Raw genomic sequence first — 23174 nt, 5'->3', positions numbered from 1 at the left:
CTCGGCGACCTCGCGGAAGGCGCGCGCGTATTCGCGGGCCAGGGCGATATCCACCGTGGGGACGTTGCCCGAAACCGTGGCGGCCTGCCGGCGCACCAGGATCTCCACCGAGCCTCGCGCGAGGCGGTCCTTCACCTGCTTCACGAGGGCAGGCTCGAGCGCGGACAGTTCGCGCGGCAGCCGGACCTTCACTTCGCAGAACTTGTGGTTGAGCGAGCGTGCTTCCACGGAGACCTCTTCGTCCCCCACGCGGGCGCGGCCCGAACCAAATCCGGTCATGCTCTTGAGCATCGGGCCGGGTGCTAGGGGCTTTCGGTCCCAAGGTCAAGCCAGCGTCTTGTGTCCGTTCCAATTCTGGTAGGGTCCGCCGCCGATGGCGTGGCACAAGCGGCTTGAAACGTGGGCGAAGCTGGCACTGACGCTCCTGGCTTCCCTCCTGTTCTGGCGCCCCGGACGTCGCCGTTCTCCCGGAACGCCCCTCCCCCACCCGCGAAAGGTCCTGCTCGTCCGGCCCGACAACCGCGTGGGCGAGGCCCTTCTCACCACACCGCTGATGCGGACCCTCAAGGCGCATCTCCACCCTCCTCCTGAGGTGCACGTGCTGGTGCACGCCAAGGTGGCTCGCGTCCTTCAGGGACACCCTGACGCGGACGCGGTCCTGGCGTTCGACCGGCGCATGCTCTGGCTGGGGCCGCTGGCGCCGGGCATCCGTGCCCTCCGTCGCGCGGGCTATGACACCGTGGTCGACTGCGCCAACTGGAGTGCTCCTTCGGTGACGAGCGCGCTCGTCTCGCGGATGGTGGGCCCCAAGGCGGTCGTCATTGGACCCGGCATCTGGCCGGTGTCGCGGCTGCAGTCGGTGTCCGTGCCTGCCCGATCCGATACGCGGCACGAGGCCATTCAGCGCACCCACCTGCTGACGCCCCTGACGAAGGGCGCTGTCGCCCAGGGGCTTTCATTCCGGGAGCCGGTGCTGGGCGAGGCGTTCCGCGGCTATCTGGCGACGTTCTCCGGGACGGGTTCGCGGCGCGCGGTCATCAACCCGGGGGGACGGTTGGGCGAGCGCCGCATCCCGGCCGAGGCGTTCGCGGCGGCGGCCCGGGAGCTGATTTCGCTCGGCTATTCGCCGGTCGTGACGTGGGGGCCGGGAGAGGAGGCCCTGGCTCAGACCGTGATCTCCGGCGCTCCGGGGGCGGAATTGGCTCCGGCGACGAGCATCGATGAGCTGGGTGCGCTCATGCGGGCCGCGGGCCTCACCATCTGCAACAACACCGGGCCCATGCACCTGTCGGTCGCCGTGGGCGCGCCCACGCTCGCGTTCTTCCTGCGCATCGACATGGAACGCTGGGGCCATGCGGTGGCACCCCACCGGATGGTGGACCTGACGCCCATCGTGGATGGAGCTTCCGGCGTGGGTTTGGAGCAGCGCGTGGCCGCGGAGGTCCGGTCGTTCGTCGCGGAGCGGACCTCGCTCACGGGGTGAGCGGTCGCTCCTGCTCGGGCACTATCTGGGGGATGCCTTCCTCCACGGGCCAGGCTCGCAGGCACCTGCCGCAGCGGACTTCGGTCGGGGGCCCCGGGTGCTCGTCGAGCGGGCCCTTGCAGTGGGGACATCCCAGAACGGACCGCAGCACCGGGTCCAGGAGCATGGGCTACTTCGCGCCTTCGCGGCCGAGCCGGCGGGCCAGTTCCGTGGTGCTGTGGTCCTTCGGGTCTCCCGCCACCGCCGTCCTGCCTCCGTAAGCGCGGACCTCGTCACCTTCCGGGATGGAGTCCGGCGTGTAGTCCGTCCCCTTCACGTGCACGTCTGGCTTGAGGGCGCGGATGATGGTCCGCACGTTCGGCTCATCGAAGACGACGACGCGGTCCGTGCAGGCCAGCGCCGCGACCAACTCCGCGCGCTCCGCTTCCGGGATGTGCGGACGGCCCGGCCCCTTGTAGGCCCGGGTGGAGGCGTCCGAATTCACCGCCACCACCAGCACGTCCGCCAGGGCCTTCGCCCCTTCCAGGTAGCGGACGTGACCGACGTGCAGCAGGTCGAAGACGCCGTTGGCCAGGGCCACCGTTCGGCCCTGCTCGCGCCAGCGCTCCCGTTCCTCCGCGATGGCGGCCAGGGGACGAAGCTTGTCCAGGGTGTTCATCTTGAGCTCCGCAGCGCTTCGAGGAGTTCTTCACGGGAGACCGTCGCCGTGCCGGGCTTCTGCACCACCAATGAGCCCGCGACGTTCGCGAGCCTCGCGGCTTCACCGAACGAAGCTCCGGCCGCGAGTGCCAATGCGAAGCTCGCGATGACGGTGTCGCCCGCTCCCGTCACGTCCACCGCTGACTTCGCTCCGTGAACGGGGATGAGGTCCACCCCACCCTTCGCGTCGAACACGGCCATGCCATGGCGGCCTCGCGTCACCAGCAGGGCCTTGCAGCCCAGCTTGCGGACCGCTTCGTGACCGGCCTCCAGGAGGTCTTCCTTCGTGCGCACCGGACGGCCCGTGAGCGCTTCCAGCTCCGGCTCGTTGGGCTTGCACACCGTGAGGCCCGCGAAGGCCGCGAGCGCGTAGCGGCTGTCCACGCACACCGGGAGGCCGTCCGCGGCGAGCTTCCGCAACACGGTCCGGACCTCGTCGCTGACGACTCCCGCGCCGTAGTCAGAGACGACCACCGCGTCCGCTTCCTTCGCCGCCGCTTCGACCTGCCTGGCGATGGCCTTGCGCATCCGGGGCGGGAGGGGGCCTCGCTGGCCCCGGTCGACGCGGAGCATCTGCTGCCTCGTGGTGCTGATGCCTCCCGCGAGGATGCGCGTCTTCGTCTCCGTCTGGATGCTCCGGCTGCTGACCGCTTGCAGTTGGATGTCCGCGGACTCGAAGAGCTTGCGCAGCTCACTGCCCATGGAGTCCACGCCCAGGGCGCCCACCGCCGTCACCTGCCCCGACAACGCGCGGATGTTGGCCGCCACGTTGGCTCCGCCTCCGAGCTTCACCTCCGAGGACTCGTACCGGACGATGAGCACGGGGGCCTCGCGGCTCACCCGGTCCGTCTGTCCGTAGAGGTAGTGGTCGGCGACCAGGTCTCCCACCAGCAACACCCGACGGCGCGCGAAGGCGAGTGGCAGGCGCGAGGACGATGCTGCCGGACGTGAAGACGGGGCCGCGGGCATGGGCGCGCGTTGTCCCACAGCGGTCCAGCCCTCACAAGTCGCGCGTCTCTCCCGACAGCCCGAGCGCCCGCTTCAGATGCGCTTCGCCCTCCAGGACCTCCACTCCCAGGCGCACCACCCAGGCCTCGAAGCCGGCGGGCAGGCGCACCGCGTCCTTCTCCGTGGTCACCACGAGCGCTCCGTGATGGCGGGCCCGGGCTTCGACCTGGCGCAGCTCGTCCGCCGTGAAGCGATGGTGATCCGGGAAGAGGGCCGCGTCCCGGACCTCCGCTCCGAGTGTGGTCACGGTCTTCAGGAAGCCTCCGGGCCGGGCCAGCCCCGCCAGGGCGAGGACCGGTCTTCCTTCAAGCGCTTTCGTCGCGTGCTCGGTGCCTGAAGGGTCCCACCAGCCCGTGGGCCCATAGCGCGTGCGGACCCTGGGGGCGGTCACTGCTTCGAGCCATGGGTTGGGGGCGGCATCCCCCGAGGAGGCTCTCAGCCAGAGGAGCGTGGCGCGGCGCAGGGCCGCTGGGGGCTCTCGCAGCGGGCCTCTTGGGAGCAGCTGGCCGTTGCCCAGGCCCACGGCTTCGTCCACGACCACCAGGTCTTCGTCACGGTGCAGACGGCGGTGCTGGAAGCCGTCGTCCAGGAGGACCGTGTCCAGGCCAAAGTCGTCCCGGTCCCGGAAGGCAGCCGCGACGCGGTTCGCTCCCACGAAGAGCCGGGCTCCTGGACACCGGCGTGCGAGCAGCAGGGGTTCGTCTCCGGCTTGCGTCACCTCGGGCAGGGGTTCCGCTCCGGTGAAGGTGATTGGCTCCTGGGACTCGCGTCCGTAGCCTCGGGTCAGGATTCCGACCTTGCGTCCTTCGCGGATCAGCAGCTCCGCGAGATGGAGGACCGCGGGGGTCTTGCCCGTGCCTCCGACGTTGAGGTTGCCGATGGAGATGACCCGCAGGCCTTCGACTCGTTCGGCTCGCTTCAGCCCTGAGTCGTAGAGGGCGCCACGGAGGCGGACTGCTCCGCTGTAGGTCCAGGACAACAGCGTGAGTGGTGACAGGAGAGCACGACGGGTCCAGGGCTCCGGTGCCGGCGGATAGAAGATCCGCTCCAGGGCCGTGGGTCCGCCCGTCATCGCCGTGGCTCCGCTGCCTTCTGGTAGAGGGTCAGGATGTCCCGGGCGATGTGCTCGTTCGTCGGGTGCAGAGTGCCTGCTTTTGCTCCGGACAACGCGGCGGTGAGGACGGCTTCCACCGTGGGTAATTCCACCCTCGCGTCTGACAGCTCCGGGAGCGCTCCTTCGTTCACCGCGACCACTCGGACTCCGCAGGCCCTGGCTTGCGCCGCGGCTCTCGCGCTCCAGTCGTTCCCCAGGCCGAGGATCCAGACTTCATCCAGGGCCTGCAGCCACTTCGCGAAGTCCGCTCCCTGCTGGTAGCCCGCGAACGTCACCTGTTCGGTGAGGCCTCGCTCCGACACCTGTGTCCGGGTCGCTTCGAGCAGCGCGCCGTCGCCTATGAGCACGAAGCGGGATTCGGGACGTTGCTTCCGGTACGCGGCGAAGGCTTCGACTCCCAGCGCGTGACGGCGGCTCTGCTGGAACGTGGAGATCATTCCCACGAGATGCGTGTCGTCGAGGCCCAGGGTTTGACGGAGGGCCTTGCGGTCCCGGGGTGGCTCGAACATCGGGTCCACCAGTGCGGGCAGGACCTGGACGGGGCGGTGCCTGCCTTCGAGCTTCTGCATCAGGTGGCTCGCGGGCACCGTGTACGCGGCGGCTTCGGGCAGCGAGGAGCGCAGCGAACGGGGCGCGTGGATGGAGCGGATCCGCACCGCGCCCTTCGGCGTTCCCCAACGCGCCACGAGATGATCATGGGTGAAGTGGGCGTGAACCACGTCCACTGTCCTGCGACGGAGGGCTCGCAGGTCGCTCCAGAGCTCCCAGGGTGGGGACTTCACGGACAACGTCAGGCCTCCGTCGTCCAGGAGGGCCAGTTGCTGGAAGCGGGGAACGGCAGGTTCCTCGGCGGCGATGTCCCGGCGCTTGCGGTCCACCGCGACCGTGACCTCGTGGCCCAGGGCCCGCTGCGCCTGGGCCAGCAGCGCGATGTTCTCCGCCGGGCCGCTCCAGAAGGGGCTCGCGAACAGGTGCAGGATGCGCATCAGCGCTTCACCAGCGAATGGTAGAGGTCACGGAGCGCCCGGGCTTCGTGCTCGACGCCGCAGCGGCTGCGCGCTTCCTCCGCCGCGTTGCGGCCGACCTGACGGGCCCGCGCTGGTTCGCGGGTCAGTTCGTCCAACAGGTCGCGCAGGCCCTTCACGTCTCCGGGTTCGAAGAAGAAGCCCGTGCGGCCGTGCTCGATGAGCGTGTCCAGGTACGGCAGCTTCGAGGCCACCACGCAGCACCCGGAGGCCATCGCCTCCACGTGCACCAGCGAGTAGCCCTCCGCGTAGGAGGGATGCACCAGGATGCTCAGGCCCTGGTACCAGGGCTCGATGGTGGACTGCTCTCCCGCGAGGAGCACCCGGTCCTCGATGCCCTGGCGCAGCCCGTTCACCCATGCCAGGTCCGGCCCCTTCGCGAGCCCCACCAGCACCGCCTGCCAGTCCGGCCGCCGCGGCAAGAGCGGCCTCAGCGCTTCGATGAAGTCGCCCTGCCCCTTCTCCTTACGGATGCGTCCGATGACTCCGATGCCATAGCGGCCTCTCTGCTGAAGCCTCGCCCATGCGGCGTCGCGGTCTTCCGGTGGGTGGAAGCGCTGGAGGTCGATGCCGTGCGAAATCACCGTGGACGGGAGCGCGATGACGTCCGAGATCTGCTTCGTGAGCGATACCAGCGCGTCCGCGCCCCTGGCGAGCCAACGGGTGAAGCCCGTGGGTGCCACCGACGTGTGCCGGGTGAAGACGAGCTGGACCCTTCCTCCCAACGCCTTCAGGAGCATCCCCGCCAGCAGCTCGTTGTTCCGGTGCGCGTGCCAGACGATGGGCTCCCGGTGCGAGCGGCGGATCAACTCTCCCCAGGTGATGCGCGGCAGGGCTTCCGTCAGGCCGGAGCCGATGACCCGTGTCTCGTCGCCCCGGGCCAGCGCGGGCACCACGGACTCCACGTGCCGCGTCACTCCCGTGTAGCGCTTGTGGAAGTGTGGATGGACGATGAGGGTCATCGAGGAGCCCTCCTTAGCGTGGCCATGGCTTCCGCGTTGCGCTCACTGGCTCCGGAGATGGTGCGCACCGTGGCTTCGGCCTGGGCTCCCAGTTGCCGCCGCCGTTCGGGATGGGCGAGGAGGTCCTCCAGCGCGGCGTGCAGGGCTTCTCCGTCCGCCACCTGAATGCCTCCGTTGCCTTGCAGCACCGCGACGCTGTCGCGGAAGTTGTCCATGTGCGGGCCGAACAACACCGGCCTGCCCTGCCCCGCTGGCTCCAGGATGTTCTGGCCGCCTCGCTTCGTGAACGAGCCTCCCACGAACACCACCGTCGCCAGGCGATAGGCTCGCGACAGCTCGCCCATCGAGTCCATCACCACCACCGGCGCTCGCTCCGGGTTGCCCTGTGAGCGCAGGCCGACGGTCAGGTTTCGCTCCCGCGCGAGGGTCTGAATGCGCTCCGCCCGGTTCAGGTAGCGCGGCGCGATGACCAGACTCAGCGTGGGCCAGCGTTCCCGTAAACGCTGATACACCTGCAACAGGATTTCTTCCTCGCCCTCGTGCGTGCTCCCCGCGAGCCACACCGGGTCCTCTGGGGACAGGCCGAGGGCGGTGCGCAGGGCTTCGTCCTCGGGGGCTGGTCCCGCCGCGAGGGCGTCGAACTTGGTGTTTCCGGTGGTGAGGACCCGCTCGGCCGGTGCACCGAGGGCTTTCGCCCTTTCGGCCTCCTCGTCCTGCCTCATCAGCAACAGGTCCATGTCCTTCAGCGGATTTTCGATGAGGCCGAAGAGCGTCCGGTACTTCCCCACGTTCGAGGGTGAGAAGCGCCCGTTGGTCATCACCACGCTCGCTCCGGACTGCTTCGCGGCGCGGATCAGGTTGGGCCAGACCTCCGTGTACTCGAGGACGAGGAGGTCCGGTTGGAGGGCTCGCACCGCCCTTCGTGTCGCTCCCCAGAGGTCGTAGGGCGCGTACACGACTCCGTCGATCTGCTTCGCCAGACGGTCCCTTGCCATCGCGTGGCCGCTGTCCGTCATCGTCGAGAGCACGATGCGGCAGCCGGGGAACTGCTTGCGCAGGGGGCCGAACATGGGCGCGAGGGCGAGCAGGTCTCCCGCGCTGGCTCCGTGCAACCACAGCAGCGGGCCTTCTCCCTTTGGGATGTCGCCTGGCCCGTAGAAGCCCAACCGCTGCTTCAGCCCATGACGCGTCTTCCGGTACACGCAGAGCACCGGGAACAGCAGCGCGAAGAGGACGTAGGTGGCGACGACGTAGAGCAGGCGCATGGGCGACGTCCCGCGCTCTATCAGATGCCCGGCGGTCTCGGCACCACTCGCACCGGGCTGGGGACCAGCCAGGGCCGCCACTCGTGGCCGAAGAAACGTCCGGGTGCTCGGGCCCAGACCTCCACCTGGACGGCTCCGGGGCCGGTCAGCTCGATGTGCTGCCCGTCGGGTTGCAGGCGGCCATCTCCCCACACCCGGACCTCGATGGTTCCCGGGGTGTGCTGCGGGAGGCGGACCGTCAGCACCGTGCCCACGGGGGCTTCCCTCGTGTTCACGTCGTAGCCTTCCAGGGCGAAGCCATGAGGCTCTCCGAGCGCGCGAAAGACGCAGAGTGCCTGGCCGCTCGCCAGGGCCTGCGTGACCTGCGCCGCGGCTTCTCGCGCGTTCTGGGACAGAGGGCCCGTCAGCACGTCCGGCGGGAGTTCCATTCCGAGCGCGTTGAAGATGTCCTCGTACGCGGGCACGCCGTGCGCGTCGTTGCCGCACAGGGCGATTCGCTTGCGCTCTCGCGCGAGCTCCAGGAAGCGCTCCGTCGGACGTGGCTCCGGGACCGCTAGCAGCATCACGCCGTGCACCGGGTTCACCAGGGAGGCGCCCACCGCGGGCAGGAGCCGGCTCATGGGGCTTCGCAGTGCCTGCCGGAAGAAGGTGTCCGCCGAGTACAGCTCGAAGCCCGGGTCCTGGTGCGCTGTCGCTTCGTCCTTCCAGGGGTTCTTCGTCTGGACTGGATGCGCGAGGACCGCCGTGCCTCCGGCGGCTTCCACCGCCACCATGGCCTGGTCCGGGGGGCCCCAGGGCTTCACGCCTTCGATGGGCCTCTGCATTCCGAACGCGGCCAGGTGGCCCGCGCTGGTCGAAATCTCTACCCCGGGAATGAGCAGCACTCCGTCCACCCAGGTCGCGGCGGGCGGCTTGAAGTCGTTGTGGTCCGTGAGCACCACGAAGTCGAGGCCCGCCGCCTTCGCCGCCCGGGCGACCTTCGCGGGCGTCCCGTTCCCGTCCGAGCGCGTGGTGTGCACGTGGTACGCGCCGCGGATCCACGGCTTCGCGTCCGGTGCGGGCTCTACGACGGGGTAGTCCGCGAAGCCCGCCGCGAAGGCGAAGAAGCCCGCGACTCCCAGGAGCAGGAACAGCACTCCGAACACGGCGCGGATCACCAGGGAGAGAGGCTTCCTGGCCGTACCGACCTTGCTCATACCGCCCTCCGCGCTACCTTGCTGCGTAGCGGCTCCCCCGGCGCTATCGCCCGGACGACGGGTTGCTTCGCCGTGACCGGCTCGCTCACGCCGCTCTCCGCTCGATGGGACAGGACGTCCGCAGGGCCAATTGCCAAAGCGAGGCACTGCTTCGCCTTGACGGCCTTGCTCACGCCGCTCCCCGCTCAACGGGGCCTGAGGTCTGCAGGCGCCACATGGCGGCGTAGCGGCCTTCCTTCTGGAGCAGGTCCGCGTGGCTCCCGCTCTCCACGATGCGGCCTGCCTCCACCACGTGGATGACGTCCGCGTTCGTCACCGTGGACAGCCGGTGCGCGATGACCAGCGCCGTCCGGCCGGGGAGCACCTTCGCCAGTGCTGCCTGCACTTCGCGCTCGTTTTCTGGATCCAGGCTGCTGGTCGCTTCGTCCAGCACCAGCACCGGGGCCTTGGACAGCACCGCTCTCGCGATGCACAGGCGCTGGCGCTGGCCTCCGCTCAGGATGACGCCTCGCTCGCCGATGCGCGTGTCGTAGCCCTGCGGCAGGCCCTGGATGAAGGCGTCCGCGTTCGCCACCTTCGCCGCGGCCTCCACTTCCTCCTTCGTCGCTTCGGGCCTCGCGTGCCTCAGGTTCTCCAGCACGGTGCCGTGGAAGAGCAGCGGCTCCTGCGTCACCAGCGCGAACTGACTCCGGACGCTCGCCGCCGTGTACGTGTCCGCGTCCACTCCATCCAGGAGGATGCGGCCCTGCTGGGGACGCTCGAAGCGCAGCAGCAGCGACGTCACCGTGCTCTTGCCGCCTCCACTGCCTCCCACCAGCGCCGCCACCTGCCCCACCTTGAGGTCCAGGGTCAGCCCGTCCAACGCCCGGCGCTCTCCGTAGAAGAAGCGCACGTCCTCCATGCGCAGCGATTCATGCAGCGCGGGCGCTGGCACCGCATTGGCGGCGTCCTCCACGGGGTGCTTGAGGTCGAGCAACGCGAAGAGGCGCTCTCCCGCCGCTCCCGCCTGCACCGCGAACTGCGTCACCCGGCCCAGGTCCTTCACCGGCTGGTACACGAGAATGACCGCCGTGAGCAGCGACAGGAGCGCCTCCGGCTCCATTGCCCTCGTCGCAGCCGCGTACCCCAGCGCTCCCGCTAGCGCCGCTGCCGCGAGTACCTCCATCAAGCCCGGCACGCCTCCTCGCGCCCAGGCGGCTCCCACCACCGCTTCCTCGTGGGCCTTCGCGTAGGACTCGAAGCGCGCCAGCTCCGCCTGCTGACCGTTGAAGGCCTGGATGGTGCGCAGCCCTCCCAGTCCTTCGTGCAGTTGGCCCGCGAGCTGGCCCAGGTGGGCCTGCCCTTCTCGCGTTCCCTTCAGCACCTTGCGCGTCAGCTTCGAGGCGGGCAGCGCCGCCAGCGGAATCACCGCCAGCATCAGCCCTCCGAGCATCGGGCTCATCGCCAGCGCCACGCCCGCGAGCACCAGCACCTGGATGGTGTCTCGCAGGTACGAACCCACCGTGTACATGGCGGCCATCTCCACCGCCATCACGTCCGAGGAGAAGCGGCTGAGCAGATCTCCCGTCCGCTCCTTCGACAGCTGCGACGGCGACAGCGCCGTGAGCCGCAGGAACAGGTCTCGCCGCAGGTCCTTCACCACTCGCTGCGCGAAGAGGCCCATGAAGTAGAACTGGCCCAGGTACCCCACGCCCTTCACCGCGCCCACGCACAGCACGACCACCGGGAAGCCCCAGAGCGCGGCCTCTCGCGGCAGGCCCGCCAGCCACGGCACCCGGTGCGCGCTCGCGAAGCCCTCTTCGCCTCCCGACAACAGGAAGCGCAGCGCCGGGCCCAGCAGGTACGCATACGCGCCCGTCGCGAGCCCCAACACCGCCATGCACACGAAGGCCAGGACGAGGATTCCCGCGTGCGGTTTCGCGTACCGCAGCAGCCGCCAGAGCACGCGATGCATGACTACTTCACCACCTTCTGCAACGCCGCCCTCGCGAGCACCGAATACGGGTTCAGTTCCAGCACCTTCATCAGCTTCTTTCGCGCGAGCGGCGCGTCGTCCAGGTCGATCTCGATGATGGCCGCGATGATCTGCGCCCGCTCCAGGTACGGATCCAACGTGAGCGCCTGCTTGAGCACCTTGCGCGCCGCGAGCGCCCGCTGCATCAGCGGCCCGGGCGAGCCCCGGTACTTCGCCCAGGCGAGATACGAGTAGTACTCGGGCTCGCTGCCGTTGAGCGACACCGCTTCCTCGAAGCCCTGGATGGCCGCCTTGTAGTCGCCCCGCTTCATCGCGGACTCGCCCCGGCGCAGCGCGAGCTCCGCGTCCACGTTGATGGCGGTCGCGCGGCCCACGACCTCCTGACGGCTGAAGAAGTACTGGAGATAGGCGCGGCGCTTCTCGTCCACGCTCAGCACGCGGTACGCCGCGGACAGCTTCTCCTGCACCTGCTCCAAGAGGTCGCGCAGGTCGGAGATGTCGAACTCCGCGTAGGTGTCCGGGTGAAAGCGCATCGCCGTCTCGTGGTACGCGCGCTCCACCGCTTCCTTGTCCGCCGCGAGGTCCAGGCCCAGCCCGCCGAAGTAGCTGCGCGTGATGATGCGCACCGCTTCCTCGCGCAGCGCCGCCGCCGTCTCCGCGGGCAGGTTCTTGCGCTTGCGCGGCGCGATGACGTCCGGCACCGCCGCCGCGCTCAGCACGTCCGTCCCCGTGGCCACCGGCGTCGCGGAGAACGTCACCCCGCCCGTCAGCTTGAGGAACCACAGCAGCGTGTAGGCCGCGCGCAGCTCCGCGCGCCCGTGCGCCAGCAGGTCCTTGAGCACGATGCGGCCATTCACCTGCATGGCCAGCTTGATGTCCTCCGTGTCCAGCGCCATCGACTGGAGGTCCCGGCCGAAGTCCGCCGAGCGCACCGGGTACTCGTTCAGGTGCGCCTTGAGCGCGTTCGCCACCACCCGCAGGGGCATCCGCTTGCGCGCGGCCTCCAGCAGCGGGGCCAGAGCGGGCTGATCCACGGAGGCCACTTCGGAGGAGAACTCGTCGCCCGCGTAGAACGCGTAGCGGCCCTCGCGCATGGCCAGCACGCGTCCGAGCCTGTCCCGGGTGAAGTCTCGCAGGAGCGCCAGCAGGTCCTCGCCCACCGCCTCCACGCCCACGTCCGCCAGCGCCGCGCCGATGCGCAGGCCCGAGGCGAGCGACTCCACCACCGGCTGCTCCTGCGCCTCCGTCAGCACCTTCCGCTCGCGCAGGAAGCGGGGCAGCGCGTCCTCCTTCGCGGAGGAGTCGAAGTTCACCGGCCCGCCGCGCAGGAAGAACACCCGCCGTGACAACCCCTTGAGGGCCACCACCAGCACGCCGTCACGGCGCAGCCGGTAGAGCGAGTGCAGGAGCGCCGGCAACGGGAAGGCCTTCAGGTCCCCCGCCGCCACCGCGGGGCGCGACAGCGTGGCGGCCAGGCCCGTGAGCGGGATGGCCTGGGCGGCCTTCACCAGCGCCTCCAGGCGGGGCACCAGCTCACCGGGCTTGAGCGGATCCGGAATGTACGCGTTGACCTTCAGGTCCAGCACCGAGCCCACGCCCTTCGCGCGGCCCAGGTGCCCCTTGTCGATGGCCACGATGGGGACACGGCCGCCCTGGCTGTGCCCCCGGATGAGGTGCACGACGTGCTGCCCCTCCACGCGCGGCAGGTCCACGCCCAGCACCACCACGTCCGGGTTGTCCGCCGAGAAGTGCTCCAACGCCATCACGGCGTCATTCACCGCCCGAACGGTGTACCCGGCCTGCGAGAGCAGGCCCGTCAGGTGCTCCAGGGTCGGGGGGTGGCTCTCAGCGAGCAGAAGCGTCTTCAAGGGGGCCGCAGTCTACAACCTCCCTCCCTCCGCGCATCAGCTACGATGAGGGTCTTGCCTCCCATGACGCAGCCATCCTCCCCCCGCATCCTCGTCGTGGCCGGCGAGGCCTCCGGCGACACCCATGCCTCGGAGCTCGTCGCCGCCCTCCAGGCCCTGCGCCCCGACCTCACCTTCTTCGGCATGGGAGGCGCCCGGCTGGCCGCCCGGGGGGTGGAGCTCATCCACGACGCCCGTGAAGTGTCCGTCATGGGCATCACGGAGGTGCTCCCCCGCATCCCCCGCATCCTGCGGATCATGAAGGACCTGGCCCAGGCCGCCGAAGAGCGCCGACCGGACGTGGCCATCCTGGTGGACATCCCGGACTTCAACCTGCGGCTGGCCAAGAAGCTCAAGGCCCTGGGCATCCCGGTGGCCTACTACGTGTCCCCGATGATCTGGGCCTGGCGCCGGGGCCGCGTGCGCACCATCCAGCGGCTGGTGGACCGGATGCTCTGCATCCTGCCCTTCGAGGAGGACTTCTACCGGGAGGCCGGGGTGCCCGCACGCTACGTGGGCAGTCCCGTGTTGGAGCAGATGCCCAGGTCCGCCAGCGCCCGCGAGTTCCGCCAGCGCCTGGGCCTGCCCGAGGACGCTCCCACGCTCGCGCTGCTGCCCGGCAGCCGCATGAGTGAGATCCGCCGCATCCTGCCCACCCTCGTCGGGGCCGCGAAGCAGCTCGTCTCCGAGCGGCCCGGGCTCCAGGTGGTGGTGCCGGTGGCGCCCACCATCGCGAAGGAAGAGATCCTCTCCCGCTTCGAGGGCAGCGGCGTGACGCCGGTGCTGGTGGACGGGCGCGCTCCCGAGGTGGTGGGCGCGAGCGACGCCGCGGTGGTGGCGTCCGGCACGGCGGTGCTGGAGGCGGGGCTGATGGAGCGGCCGCTCGTCGTCGTGTACCGCGTGTCGATGGTGACGTACTGGGTGGGACGGCTGATGCTGAAGGTGGCCTTCGTGTCGCTCATCAACCTGCTGGCGGGCCGGCGCGTGGTGCCGGAGCTGCTCCAGGGGGAGATGACGCCGGAGAACATCGCCTCCGAGGTGCGGCGCGTGTGGCTGCCGGGTGAGCCTCGCGACGCCATGGTCCAGGGTCTGGCCGAGGTGCGCGGACGCCTGGGCGAGGTGGGGGCCGCCCACCGCGCGGCCCAGACAGTGCTGGAGCTGTTGCCTCCGCGCCCTGTCGCCTGAGCCGGAGAACCGACCGGGTTGGCGTCGGGAGTGCTGTTCCAGCGCCGGGTTTGGGGTATGTCCGCCGGGTCATGAACCGTGCGCTGGTCTGCATCCCCACCTACAACGAGCGGGACAACATCGGCCCCATCACCCAGGCGGTGCTGGCGGCGGACCCCCGTGTGGACATCCTCGTCGTCGACGACAACTCGCCCGACGGGACGGGGCAGCTGGCGGACGAGCTGGCCGCGAAGAATCCGCGCGTGCGCGTGCTCCACCGCGAGAAGAAGGAGGGCCTGGGCCGCGCGTACCTGGCCGCCTTCCGGTGGGCCCTGGCCGAGGGCTACACGTACATCCTGGAGATGGACGCGGACTTCAGCCACGACCCGCGCTACCTGCCCACCTTCCTGGACACCGCCGAAGCCGGCGCGGACCTGGTGCTGGGCTCGCGCTACGTGGATGGCGGCGGCACGGTGAACTGGGGCGTGGGCCGGAAGATCATCAGCCGTGGCGGTTCGCTGTACGCGCGCAGCATCCTGGGCGTGGGCGTGCGCGACCTCACTGGCGGCTTCAAGTGCTTCAACCGCCGCGTGCTTGAGAGCATCAACCTGGATGAGGTGCGCAGCACCGGGTACGCGTTCCAGATCGAGCTGACCTACCGCACCCTGCGCAAGGGCTTCACAGTGCGCGAGGTCCCCATCGTGTTCGAGGACCGGCGCGTGGGGCACTCGAAGATGAACAAGAAGATCTTCGTCGAAGCGCTGGGCATGGTCTGGAAGCTGCGCTTCACGGTCTAGAGCACCATGTCGATGTCCGGAATGGTGTCCACCTTCCTCGTGTCGCTGTCCGCCATCTTCTTCGTGGTGGACCCGATTGGCGTCGTGCCGCTGTTCCTGGCGATGACGGCGGGGGACACCAAGCAGCAGATCCGCAGCACCGCCCTGCGCGCCTGTCTGGTGGCGTGCGGGATGATGCTGTTCTTCGCCGTCTTCGGCCGCGTCATCTTCCAGGTGTTCGCGGTGTCGCTGGGCGCCTTCCGCGTGGCGGGCGGCATCCTGCTCCTCATCACCTCCCTGGACATGCTGCGCGCCCGTCCGTCCTCCACGCGCACCAGCCCCACGGAAGAAGAAGAGGGCGTGGTGAAGGAGGACGTGGCCATCGTCCCGCTGGCCATCCCGCTGCTCGCGGGGCCGGGCGCCATCGCCACCGCCATGGTGCTGATGGCGCGCTCCGGGACGTCCTTCGTGTCCGCGCTGCCGGTGGTCGCGGCGGTGGTGCTGACCTTCACCGCGACCTACTTCATCCTCAACGCGTCCAGCCTGGTGCAGCGGGTGCTGCGTCAGTCCGGCGTCGCCATCCTGGAGCGCGTGTCAGGCCTCATCCTGGCCGCCATCGCGGTGCAGTTCATCGCGGACGGGGCGAAGGACCTGCTCAAATAGCGTCCGCGCCCGCGACCCACACGGCGCCGTCCTTGCGCACGGTGCCCTGGGGGCGGCCGTCCATGGTGAGGCGGTCCGGGCTGGAGCGCTGCGCGTCGTACGCGTAGCCGCCCTGGACCTCCTGCAGGTACACCACCACGGCGTCCACCACGTTCTCCTGCACGACCTTGAACGAGTCGTTCGCGCACTGGGTGTCGCCGGTGAAGAAGCGCTCCAGCGTGGCCTCCTCCGGGTGGCGCACGTAGACGACCACGGGGGCCCTCTCCTCCTTGCCCTCGGAGACGAACTTCTGGATGGCCTTCGCGGGCTCGGGCTGGCGCATCAGCGCCTGGAGGAGCGTGCACTTCTCATCCTCCGCCTCCACGCGCTGCGCGAGGGGGACCGAGTGCGCGCAGCCCACCGTCCCCAGCAAGCCCAGGCCCGCCACGGCGAGCGCCCAACGGATGCGAGGAAGTTCCACCATGTGACACCTCAAGGCTTGCGCCAGCGAGGGGTGAAGGGCGCGTTCGTCAGGGACGGGTCCTCCACCGCGATGATGTATTCGGCGCGGCGGTTGCCCGCCTCCGCCGTCTCGTCCGGCGTGGGCACCGCCGGGGACTGCTCACCAAAGCCCTCGTAGAACACTGGTACCTTCAGGCCGCGCTGGCGGAAGTAGGACGCGATGCTCTTCGCCCGCTTGAGTGAAAGCTCGCGGTTGTCGTTCGTGCTGCCCACCGTGTCGGTGTGCCCGAGCACGTACAGGCGCAGCGACGCCCAGCGGCCATACTTATTCAACGCCTCCGTGATGCTCTTGTAGCTGGCGTCCAGCTTGCCCTTCTCCGCCGGCGGGATGTCCGAGCGGCCGGAGGCGAAGGTCACCTCCTCGTGCGGGATGTCCACCTGCCACGGATAGAGGTCCACGCCCGTGTAGAAGTCGGAGGTGTCGTAGGCCCTCAGGCGGATGTGCATCACCTTGCCCTCCGCCGGCAGCCACTTCACCTCCAGCGGCGTGCCCGCGGGCGCGCCCTTGAAGTCCACGTCGCCCGCGAAGGCCGTCTTGCCGGTGTCCATCTTCACCGTGACTTCCGTCTTCGCGGCCGGGCGCGACAGCGTGAAGCGCAGCTTGCGGCCGGGCAGGTCCACGTCCTCCGGGCGCACCTCCATCTTCAGCGGGCCGTTGAGCTCCGTGTCGAAGGCGAGCGGCATGCTTCCCGGCTCCGCTCCGCCCGGGAACCGCACGGTGAGCTCGCCCTCGTAGTGGAACTTCCCTTCCGGCTGCTCCAGGGCGACGCGGCGGGTGATGCCCGGCTTGCCGCCCCCCTTGAGCTCCACCGTCTTGCCGTCGCTGCGCTTGAGCTTCACCTCGAAGCCGTCGATGGGCTCCTCGATGTGGATGAGCAGCGCGGGCACGCCTTCACCCAGCGCCGCCTTGGCCTCCAGCGACACCCGGATGGCCTCCGCGGAGGCAGTGAGCGGCAGGCCCAGCAGGGCCACGAGAGGTAGGAGTCGGACGGACATGCGGCGTCAACCTCGGCGTCGCGGGGGGAGGTGGGGAGGCAACTCCAGCCCGGGGGAACGGATTCCCGGCAAGCCTACCGCACGCCCACCAGGGTGATGCCCCGCGCGGTGGCTCCCGCGAAGAGGGCGGGTGCGTCCAACAGCACCGTACGCCCTACCTCCAGCGCCAGCACCCGTGCGCCCACCTCCGCCATGACCTCCAGCGTGCGGGGCCCCACGGCGGGCAAGTCGAAGCGCAGGTCCTGCTCCGGCTTGCAGCGCTTCACCACCACCGCGCCCGGGCCGCCCAGCTTCCCGCCCCGGCGGATGGTCTCGTCGGTGCCCTCCACGGCCTCCAGCGCGAGCACGTGGCCGTCCCGCACCACCACCGTCTGGCCCACGTCCGCCTGCCCCAGGAGCACCGCCACTTCGCGGCCCAGGGCCACGTCCTTCTCCTGCGCGGGCTTGAGCGTGGGGCCCGCCAGGTGCCCTTCGGGGCACAGCACCTCGCCCAGGAAGTCCGTGGGCGCGATGATGGTGATGCCCTGCGCCTCGAAGTCCGCGGCCACCGCGCGCAGGAGCGCGTCGTCCCGGAAGCTGCGCAGGCGGGAGATGATGCGCACCGCGCCCAGGTCCGGCCGGGCTTCCGTGAGCGCGCGCACGCGGCCGATGCCGCCCGCCATGGCCGCCCGGGTGACGCCGGCCTGCCGGAAGACCTTCTGGATGCGGCCCACCTGCCCCACGCGAACCCAGGCGAAGTGGCCGACCTCCTGCTCCAGCGCCGGGTCCGTCTCTCCCCGGTGCGCGGCCACCACGACCTCCAGGCCGCGCGCACGGGCGGCGCGCGCGAAGAGGAAGGGAAGCTGGCCGTTGCCGGCGATGAGCCCGATGCGCTCCACCCACTCCCCTCCGTGCCCTCTTGAGAGGACCTAGCGCGTGACGCCGCGCTTGCTCGTCTCCACGAACCGCACCAGGTGCTCCACTTCCGGGTGACCGGCGAGCTCCCCGCGAAGCTGCGCGAGCGCGTCCTGGAGACCCAGCTTGGAGCGGAAGAGGATGCGGTAGGCCTCCTTCACGCGGCCGATCTGCTCCTCGGTGAAGCCGCCGCGCTCCAGGCCCACGGTGTTGAGGCCCACCAGGGTGGCCCGGTCGCCCTGCACGGTGCAGTACGGGGGCACGTCCATGGTGACCATGGAGCCGCCGGAGATGAACGCGTAGCGCCCCAGCCGGGTGAACTGGTGCACCGCGACCAGACCCGAGATCTTCACCGAGTCCTCCACGGTGACGTGGCCCGCGAGCGCGGCCCCGTTGGCGAGCAGGACCTCATTGCCCACGATGCAGTCGTGCGCGATGTGGCTGTTGGCGAGCAGCAGGTTCCTGTGGCCCAGGCGCGTGGCGCCGCCGCCGGCCACCGTGCCCAGGTTCACCGTGACGAACTCACGGATTTGATTCTCGTCGCCAATGACGAGCTCCGTGTCCTCGCCCGCGTACTTCAGGTCTTGGGGCGCCGCGCCCACGGAACAGAACTGGAAGAGGTGGTTGCGCTCCCCCAACGTGGTGCGGCCTTCAATGACGACGTGCGGCCCGATGCGGGTGCCCGCGCCAATGACGACCTGGGGCCCGATGACCGAGAACGGCCCCACCTCCACGGTGTCGTGGAGGCGGGCCCCCGGATGGACGACCGCGGTGGGATGAACCTGCGCCATGTCCTTCTCTCCTCAGCAGCGCGAATGACGCGCCCTACGGCGCCGCGCTCTCGTCGCCCTTGGCGGCCTTGTTCTTGTCCACCACGGTGGCGAGGAACTCCCCTTCCGCCACCTTGGCGCCATCCACCGACGCCACACCCTTGGTCTTCCAGATGGCGCCCTTGTGGCGGATGACTTCAATGTCCAGCTGGAGCCGGTCTCCGGGCACCACCGGCTTGCGGAAGCGCGCGTTGTCCACGCCCATCAAGTACGTGACGAGCCGCGTCGGGTCCATCGCTTCCGTCTTATACGCAAGGATGGCCGTGGCCTGGGCGAGCGCCTCCAGGATGAGCACGCCCGGCATCACCGGGTGCCCCGGGAAGTGGCCGTTGAAGAAGGGCTCGTTGATGGTGACGTTCTTGTACGCCGTGAGCTTCTGGCCCGGCACGATTTCCACCACCCGGTCCACCAGGAGGAACGGGTAGCGGTGCGGTAGCAGCGCCTGGATCTCTGCGATGTCCATCATCCGCCCTTCTCCTTCTCCAACAGCTCCACCCTCTTGCGAAGGGCACGCACTTCCTTGAGCAGGTCCGCCAGCTGCCCTGACGCGGCGCTGGCGCGCAGCCATTCCTTGTGGGGGATGGCGGGGCTGCCACTGACGACCTGCCCGTCCGGAACGTCATGGGCGACGCCCGACTGCGCGCCCACCTTGGCCAGGTCACCCACGCGGATGTGGCCCACCACGCCCACCTGCCCCGCGAGCACCACGCCGGTGCCCACCTCCGCCGAACCCGACACGCCCGCCTGCGCGCAGATGAGCGACAGCGGGCCCACGCGCACGTTGTGGGCGATCTGCACCAGGTTGTCGAGCTTCGTCCCCTGGCCCACCACCGTCTCACCCACCGTCGCGCGGTCGATGCAGGTGCAGGCGCCCACTTCGACGTCGTCCTCGATGCGGACGATGCCCACCTGGGGAATCTTGAAGTGGCGGGGGCCGTCCTCGCCCTCCGCGTCGAAGGCGAAGCCGAAGCCGTCCGCGCCCACCACCGACGAGGCGTGGAGGATGACGCGCGAGCCCACGACGCAGCGCTCGCGCACCGTGGCGTGCGGGTAGAGCACGCAGTCGTCGCCGACGCGCGCGTCCTCCCCCACGTAGGCGCCGGGGTGCAGCACCGTGCGGGCGCCGACGTGGGCGCCCTTCTCCACCACCGCCCCGGCCTTCACCGTGGCCTCCGGGTGCACGGTGGCCTCCGGGTGCACGTGGGCGGCCGGATGGATGCCCGCGGCGGGCCGCGCGGCCGGGTGGAACAGGGTGAGGAGCTTCGCGTAGGCCAGATGCGGGTTGGGCACCCGCACCAGGGCCACGCCGTCGCGAGCCTGGGCGTCCGTCCCCACCAGCACCGCCGAGGCGCGGGTGGCCTCGAACTGCTTGCGGTAGCGGGGGTTGCCGTAGAACGACACCTCCCCCGGGACTGCCTCCTCCAGGCCGTTCAGGCCATGGACGAGCAGTCCGGGGTCGCCGAGGAGCTCACCCCGGACGTGGGTGGCGATGTCCCCCAGCCGGTGCGCGTTGGGTGCGGAAGGCACGGGGGTGTCCAACGCCTACTTCTTGACCGGGGCGTCCTTGGCCGCCGGCGCAGGCTTCTTGGAGGCGCTGTTGTTGTAGCTGCGCACGACCTCGTTGGAGATGTCGTACTGGGACAGCGCGAAGACGATGCCGGAGTCGCGCTTGTCCAGCACCATGCCCAGGCCGTCACGCTCCGCGATGGACGCGATGACCTGGTCGATGCGGTTGACGATGGGCTCCATCTCCTGGCGCTCCTTGTTGGCGGCCTCGGCGCGGCTGCGCTCGTACTTCTGCGCCAGCTCCATCACCTTCTTCTGGAGCTCGGTGGCCTTCTGGGTGCGCGTGGCCTCGCTCATGGCGCTGGCCTGCTTGTCCAGGGTGTCCTTCTCCTTGCGGAGCGCCTCCTGCTCCTTGTCGATCTCCTTCTGGCGGTCCTCCAGCCACTTCTGGAGACGGGCCTTGGCGGCCTTGCCGTCATCCACCTCCAGCAGCACGCGCTGCAGGTCGACGTAGGCCACCTTGAGCTCGGCGGCCGAAGCGGCAACCGGGAGGGCGAGCGACAGGACAGCGGCGGCGGCCGCCAGGGTGCTTCGAAGCGACATGGGTTACGGCTCCTCGGAAAGGGTGCTGCAGGCTCCGACGTCCGCCCTCCCGGCCTGTTCACTTCCGCCCGTGAGGGGCGGAGAGCGGTGGGCCGGGAAGGTCTTGGGGTCAATGCCTATCAGAAGAAGTTACCGATCGTGAACTCGAACAGGATGTTGTCGTCCGACGGCCGCTTGGTGAGCGGGATTCCCCACTCGAAGCGCAGGGGTCCGATGGGCGAGAACCAGCGGAAGCCGAAGCCCGCCGCGTGGAAGAGGCCCAGGGGGAGCTTGTCCTGCCGGTCCTCGAAGAACTTCTCGTTTGAGCCGAAGGCATTGCCCGCGTCGTAGAAGAGCACGCCGCGCAGGCCGGCCTTCTCGAAGATGGGGAACTCCAGCTCGAAGTTGAAGATGAGCTGCTTGTTGCCGCCCACCCGGAACTCGGTGACGTTGGCGTCCGGGTTGTCCGCGCGCGGCACCAGCAGCGTGGGGCTGATGCTGCGCAGGTAGTAGCCGCGGATCGTGTTGATGCCGCCCACGTAGTAGAGCTCGCTGATGGGCAGCGGCTTGCTGGCGTCCAGCTGCTGCACGTAGCCCAGCGTGGCGTTCGTCTTGAAGACGAAGCCCAGCGGCATGGGGAAGTACAGGCGCGAGTAGGCGGTGTAGCGGTTGAAGAGGAACGTGCCGCCCAGGAACGAGGGCGCCGTCTCCACCGAGCCGTAGTGGATGAAGCCGCGCGACGGGAAGAGGCGGTTGTCGCGCCGGTCGAAGGACACCGACAGGCGCAGCGCGCTGGTGACGCCGGACTGGAACTGGTTGGCGAGCAGCACCGCGCCAATGCCCTGCCCCGCCTGCACGTCCACGTACTCCCGCGAGTAGCCGACGGTGGCGAGCACGTCGTCCACCAGCTGGCGGCCCAGGGAGATGGTGCCGCCCGTGGAGTTGCGGATGAAGCCGTCGTAGTCCGCCTGCACGCGGAAGAACTCCGCGGACAAGAGGTAGTTCGTGTCCAGGAAGTACGGGTCGTAGAACGACAACTGCACCAGGGAGCGCAGGCCCGAAATCTGGGCGGACGCGGAGACGCTCTGGCCCCAGCCGAGGAAGTTGTTCTGCGACACCTGGGCCGTGAAGATGAAGTTCTCCACGTTGGAGAAGCCCAGGCCCACCTGGAAGGTGCCCGTGGCCTTCTCCTTCACCTCCACCTGCAACACGATGGCGTTGTCGGAGCTGCCCGGGTGCTGGGTGATTTCGACGGTCTCGAAGAAGCCCAGCGCAGTGACGCGCTCGCGGCTGCGCTTCACGCCGGTGCCGTTGTAGAGCTCGCCTTCGTAGACGCGCAGCTCGCGGCGGATGACCTTGTCGCGCGTCTTCGTGTTGCCGACGACGTCGATGCGCTCGATGTTGACGAGCGGGCCCTTCTGGATGTCGAAGGTGAGGTCCACCGTCCGGTCTTCCGCGTTCACGGAGGTGACCGGGTTGATGTTGGCGTACGCGTACCCCTTGTCGAAGTACACGTCGGAGATGGCGGAGATGTCCGTGGAGAGCTGGCCGCGGTTGAAGCGCTCCTTGGGGCGCGACTTCATCAGCTTGAGCAGCTCTTCGGGTGGGCGCTCCAGGTCGCCCGCGAAGTCGATCTTCCCGATGTCGTACGACTCACCCTCGGTGATGTGCAGGGTGATGTAGATGTCGCGCTTGTCCGCGGACAACTGCACGGTGGGCTTGTCCACGCGCACGTTGATGAAGCCGCGGTCGTAGTAGGCGATCTGGATGACGGCGAGGTCGCGCTGGAAGGCCTCCTCGCGGTAGGTGCCCTCGCCGGTGAAGAAGGACAGGAAGCCGCCCTCCTTCGTGATCATGGTCGCCTTGAGCTCTTCCGGGGACACCTTCTCCGCGCCCTGGAGGGTGATCTGCTTCACCATCACCTTCGAGTGCTCGTTGATGACGTAGACGACGGTGACCGCGGCGCCGTCCTCCGACGGCTCCAGCTTGTAGGTCACCTCCGCCAGGAAGTAGCCCTTCTCGACGTACTTCTCCTGGATCTTCTTCTGCGTCGCGCGGACGACCTCGATATCGAGGATGGTGCCGATCTTGACGTCCAGCTGCTCCTTCAGGTCCTCCGCGTTGAGCTCCTCGTTGCCCTGGAGCGCCACGGCGCGGATGGTGGGGCGCTCCGACACGCGCACCACGTACGCGATGCCGTTGGCCATGCGCTGCGCGAGCAGCTGCACGTCCGTGAAGTAGCCCAGGGCCCAGATGGCGCGGAGGTCCTCCGCGGAGCGGGTCAGCGGGTCACCGACCTTGGTGCGCATGGCGCGGCGGACCGCCTCCGACTCCACGCGGCGGTTGCCCTCGATGCGGATCTCCACCACCCGGTCCGAGGGGGAGACGTTCGTGTCCTCGTCATCCGGCGAGGAGGCCAGCGGCGCGTCCGCGCCCGAGGGGGTGCCCCCATCCGGAGGCGACACGGGCGTGGCGGCGGGAGTCGACGGGGGGACGACGGCGGGCGAGCCCGCGTCCACGTCCACCTGGGCGTAGGCGGAAACGGGCCCGAGCGCCCACAGGGCGACCGCCAGCAGCGGGAGCAATGACTTGCGCAGAACGGTGAGCCTCAAGTGCAGTCCGGCCAGG

Annotated in this window: 22 protein-coding genes (1 of these 22 cut by a window edge); 4 read left to right on the top strand and 18 right to left on the bottom strand. The window is 69.5% G+C overall.

Annotation, left to right across the window (positions count from 1 at the left end; genetic code table 11):
• Positions 1-291: the beginning of a YicC/YloC family endoribonuclease gene (locus tag ACX114_RS13355; protein WP_459298150.1), read on the bottom strand. The gene continues 588 nt to the left of window position 1, outside the view; only the first 291 of its 879 coding nucleotides appear in the window; its start codon is at positions 289-291; the stop codon falls past the left edge of the window.
• A gap of 82 nt (positions 292-373) precedes the next feature.
• On the opposite strand from ACX114_RS13355, the gene ACX114_RS13350 reads away from it, so the two are divergent.
• Positions 374-1483: a glycosyltransferase family 9 protein gene (locus tag ACX114_RS13350; protein ID WP_459298148.1), complete on the top strand. Its 1110-nt coding sequence runs from the start codon at positions 374-376 to the stop codon at positions 1481-1483.
• A gap of 169 nt (positions 1484-1652) precedes the next feature.
• Here the strand turns inward: ACX114_RS13350 and ACX114_RS13345 are convergent, their stop codons facing one another.
• From ACX114_RS13345 to ACX114_RS13305, 9 genes are all read right to left on the bottom strand, one after another.
• Complete coding sequence (locus ACX114_RS13345) at positions 1653-2141, bottom strand: adenylyltransferase/cytidyltransferase family protein (protein WP_014395511.1); 489 nt, start codon at positions 2139-2141, stop codon at positions 1653-1655.
• On the bottom strand, positions 2138-3151 hold the full coding sequence (locus ACX114_RS13340; protein WP_459298146.1) for a bifunctional heptose 7-phosphate kinase/heptose 1-phosphate adenyltransferase: 1014 nt from the start codon (positions 3149-3151) through the stop codon (positions 2138-2140). The genes ACX114_RS13345 and ACX114_RS13340 overlap by 4 nt, the downstream gene beginning before the upstream one ends.
• A 31-nt stretch (positions 3152-3182) precedes the next feature.
• The gene (gene lpxK / locus ACX114_RS13335; RefSeq protein ID WP_459298144.1) at positions 3183-4262 is read right to left on the bottom strand and encodes a tetraacyldisaccharide 4'-kinase; all 1080 of its coding nucleotides are present in this window, start codon (positions 4260-4262) and stop codon (positions 3183-3185) included.
• Complete coding sequence (locus tag ACX114_RS13330) at positions 4259-5290, bottom strand: glycosyltransferase (protein ID WP_459298142.1); 1032 nt, start codon at positions 5288-5290, stop codon at positions 4259-4261. The genes lpxK and ACX114_RS13330 overlap by 4 nt, the downstream gene beginning before the upstream one ends.
• Positions 5290-6291 carry a glycosyltransferase family 4 protein gene (locus ACX114_RS13325; RefSeq protein WP_459298140.1) on the bottom strand — a complete coding sequence of 334 codons (1002 nt, stop codon included), beginning with the start codon at positions 6289-6291 and terminating at the stop codon, positions 5290-5292. The genes ACX114_RS13330 and ACX114_RS13325 overlap by 1 nt, the downstream gene beginning before the upstream one ends.
• The gene (locus tag ACX114_RS13320; protein WP_459298138.1) at positions 6288-7556 is read right to left on the bottom strand and encodes a 3-deoxy-D-manno-octulosonic acid transferase; all 1269 of its coding nucleotides are present in this window, start codon (positions 7554-7556) and stop codon (positions 6288-6290) included. The genes ACX114_RS13325 and ACX114_RS13320 overlap by 4 nt, the downstream gene beginning before the upstream one ends.
• Positions 7557-7576: 20 nt before the next feature.
• A complete protein-coding gene (locus ACX114_RS13315; RefSeq protein ID WP_459298136.1) occupies positions 7577-8752 on the bottom strand; it encodes a PHP domain-containing protein in 1176 nt (391 codons plus the stop codon).
• A 169-nt stretch (positions 8753-8921) separates the two neighbouring features.
• Positions 8922-10706: an ABC transporter ATP-binding protein gene (locus tag ACX114_RS13310; RefSeq protein WP_459298134.1), complete on the bottom strand. Its 1785-nt coding sequence runs from the start codon at positions 10704-10706 to the stop codon at positions 8922-8924.
• 2 nt (positions 10707-10708) lie between these two features.
• Positions 10709-12595, bottom strand: coding sequence for a DUF4388 domain-containing protein (locus ACX114_RS13305; protein ID WP_459298132.1), 1887 nt, complete (start codon positions 12593-12595; stop codon positions 10709-10711).
• A 63-nt stretch (positions 12596-12658) separates the two neighbouring features.
• Between ACX114_RS13305 and lpxB the strand changes: the two genes are divergently transcribed.
• The 3 genes from lpxB (at position 12659) to ACX114_RS13290 (ending at position 15237) form a co-directional block, all read left to right on the top strand.
• On the top strand, positions 12659-13819 hold the full coding sequence (gene lpxB, locus ACX114_RS13300; RefSeq protein WP_459298130.1) for a lipid-A-disaccharide synthase: 1161 nt from the start codon (positions 12659-12661) through the stop codon (positions 13817-13819).
• Between the two features lie 71 nt (positions 13820-13890).
• A complete protein-coding gene (locus tag ACX114_RS13295) occupies positions 13891-14595 on the top strand; it encodes a polyprenol monophosphomannose synthase (RefSeq protein WP_459298128.1) in 705 nt (234 codons plus the stop codon).
• Positions 14596-14607: 12 nt separating this feature from the next.
• On the top strand, positions 14608-15237 hold the full coding sequence (locus tag ACX114_RS13290; protein WP_043323010.1) for a MarC family protein: 630 nt from the start codon (positions 14608-14610) through the stop codon (positions 15235-15237).
• Here the strand turns inward: ACX114_RS13290 and ACX114_RS13285 are convergent.
• The 8 genes from ACX114_RS13285 to bamA form a co-directional block, all read right to left on the bottom strand.
• A complete protein-coding gene (locus tag ACX114_RS13285) occupies positions 15230-15700 on the bottom strand; it encodes a hypothetical protein (RefSeq protein ID WP_459298126.1) in 471 nt (156 codons plus the stop codon). The genes ACX114_RS13290 and ACX114_RS13285 overlap by 8 nt on opposite strands.
• 8 nt (positions 15701-15708) lie before the next feature.
• On the bottom strand, positions 15709-16734 hold the full coding sequence (locus ACX114_RS13280; RefSeq protein WP_459298124.1) for an OmpA family protein: 1026 nt from the start codon (positions 16732-16734) through the stop codon (positions 15709-15711).
• Between the two features lie 74 nt (positions 16735-16808).
• Positions 16809-17612, bottom strand: a complete 804-nt coding sequence (locus ACX114_RS13275; protein WP_459298122.1) for an LpxI family protein — start codon at positions 17610-17612, stop codon at positions 16809-16811.
• 30 nt (positions 17613-17642) lie between these two features.
• The gene (lpxA, locus tag ACX114_RS13270) at positions 17643-18419 is read right to left on the bottom strand and encodes an acyl-ACP--UDP-N-acetylglucosamine O-acyltransferase (RefSeq protein ID WP_459298120.1); all 777 of its coding nucleotides are present in this window, start codon (positions 18417-18419) and stop codon (positions 17643-17645) included.
• A gap of 34 nt (positions 18420-18453) precedes the next feature.
• Positions 18454-18921, bottom strand: a complete 468-nt coding sequence (fabZ, locus tag ACX114_RS13265) for a 3-hydroxyacyl-ACP dehydratase FabZ (RefSeq protein ID WP_459300152.1) — start codon at positions 18919-18921, stop codon at positions 18454-18456.
• Positions 18921-19985 carry a UDP-3-O-(3-hydroxymyristoyl)glucosamine N-acyltransferase gene (gene lpxD, locus ACX114_RS13260; RefSeq protein ID WP_459298118.1) on the bottom strand — a complete coding sequence of 355 codons (1065 nt, stop codon included), beginning with the start codon at positions 19983-19985 and terminating at the stop codon, positions 18921-18923. The genes fabZ and lpxD overlap by 1 nt, the downstream gene beginning before the upstream one ends.
• Before the next feature lie 15 nt (positions 19986-20000).
• Positions 20001-20567 carry an OmpH/Skp family outer membrane protein gene (locus tag ACX114_RS13255; protein ID WP_120619223.1) on the bottom strand — a complete coding sequence of 189 codons (567 nt, stop codon included), beginning with the start codon at positions 20565-20567 and terminating at the stop codon, positions 20001-20003.
• A 119-nt stretch (positions 20568-20686) separates the two neighbouring features.
• On the bottom strand, positions 20687-23158 hold the full coding sequence (gene bamA, locus ACX114_RS13250) for an outer membrane protein assembly factor BamA (RefSeq protein WP_459298115.1): 2472 nt from the start codon (positions 23156-23158) through the stop codon (positions 20687-20689).
• Positions 23159-23174 lie beyond the last annotated feature (16 nt).

This window comes from Corallococcus sp. M7 (assembly GCF_054512695.1).
Note: the sequence above shows the minus strand (reverse complement) of the source record. Positions and strands in the feature narration are given on the sequence as shown.

Bases quoted from the DNA above. Each gene is read 5' to 3' on its own strand.
- ACX114_RS13295 (WP_459298128.1), top strand. From the start codon at position 13,891: ATGAACCGTGCGCTGGTCTGCATCCCCACCTACAACGAGCGGGACAAC.
- ACX114_RS13280 (WP_459298124.1), bottom strand. From the start codon at position 16,734: ATGTCCGTCCGACTCCTACCTCTCGTGGCCCTGCTGGGCCTGCCGCTC.
- ACX114_RS13345 (WP_014395511.1), bottom strand. From the start codon at position 2,141: ATGAACACCCTGGACAAGCTTCGTCCCCTGGCCGCCATCGCGGAGGAA.
- ACX114_RS13325 (WP_459298140.1), bottom strand. From the start codon at position 6,291: ATGACCCTCATCGTCCATCCACACTTCCACAAGCGCTACACGGGAGTG.
- ACX114_RS13330 (WP_459298142.1), bottom strand. From the start codon at position 5,290: ATGCGCATCCTGCACCTGTTCGCGAGCCCCTTCTGGAGCGGCCCGGCG.
- ACX114_RS13290 (WP_043323010.1), top strand. From the start codon at position 14,608: ATGTCCGGAATGGTGTCCACCTTCCTCGTGTCGCTGTCCGCCATCTTC.
- lpxK (WP_459298144.1), bottom strand. From the start codon at position 4,262: ATGACGGGCGGACCCACGGCCCTGGAGCGGATCTTCTATCCGCCGGCA.
- ACX114_RS13310 (WP_459298134.1), bottom strand. From the start codon at position 10,706: ATGCATCGCGTGCTCTGGCGGCTGCTGCGGTACGCGAAACCGCACGCG.
- lpxB (WP_459298130.1), top strand. From the start codon at position 12,659: ATGACGCAGCCATCCTCCCCCCGCATCCTCGTCGTGGCCGGCGAGGCC.
- ACX114_RS13285 (WP_459298126.1), bottom strand. From the start codon at position 15,700: ATGGTGGAACTTCCTCGCATCCGTTGGGCGCTCGCCGTGGCGGGCCTG.
- ACX114_RS13315 (WP_459298136.1), bottom strand. From the start codon at position 8,752: ATGAGCAAGGTCGGTACGGCCAGGAAGCCTCTCTCCCTGGTGATCCGC.
- ACX114_RS13340 (WP_459298146.1), bottom strand. From the start codon at position 3,151: ATGCCCGCGGCCCCGTCTTCACGTCCGGCAGCATCGTCCTCGCGCCTG.
- lpxA (WP_459298120.1), bottom strand. From the start codon at position 18,419: ATGGCGCAGGTTCATCCCACCGCGGTCGTCCATCCGGGGGCCCGCCTC.
- ACX114_RS13320 (WP_459298138.1), bottom strand. From the start codon at position 7,556: ATGCGCCTGCTCTACGTCGTCGCCACCTACGTCCTCTTCGCGCTGCTG.
- ACX114_RS13350 (WP_459298148.1), top strand. From the start codon at position 374: ATGGCGTGGCACAAGCGGCTTGAAACGTGGGCGAAGCTGGCACTGACG.
- fabZ (WP_459300152.1), bottom strand. From the start codon at position 18,921: ATGGACATCGCAGAGATCCAGGCGCTGCTACCGCACCGCTACCCGTTC.
- ACX114_RS13255 (WP_120619223.1), bottom strand. From the start codon at position 20,567: ATGTCGCTTCGAAGCACCCTGGCGGCCGCCGCCGCTGTCCTGTCGCTC.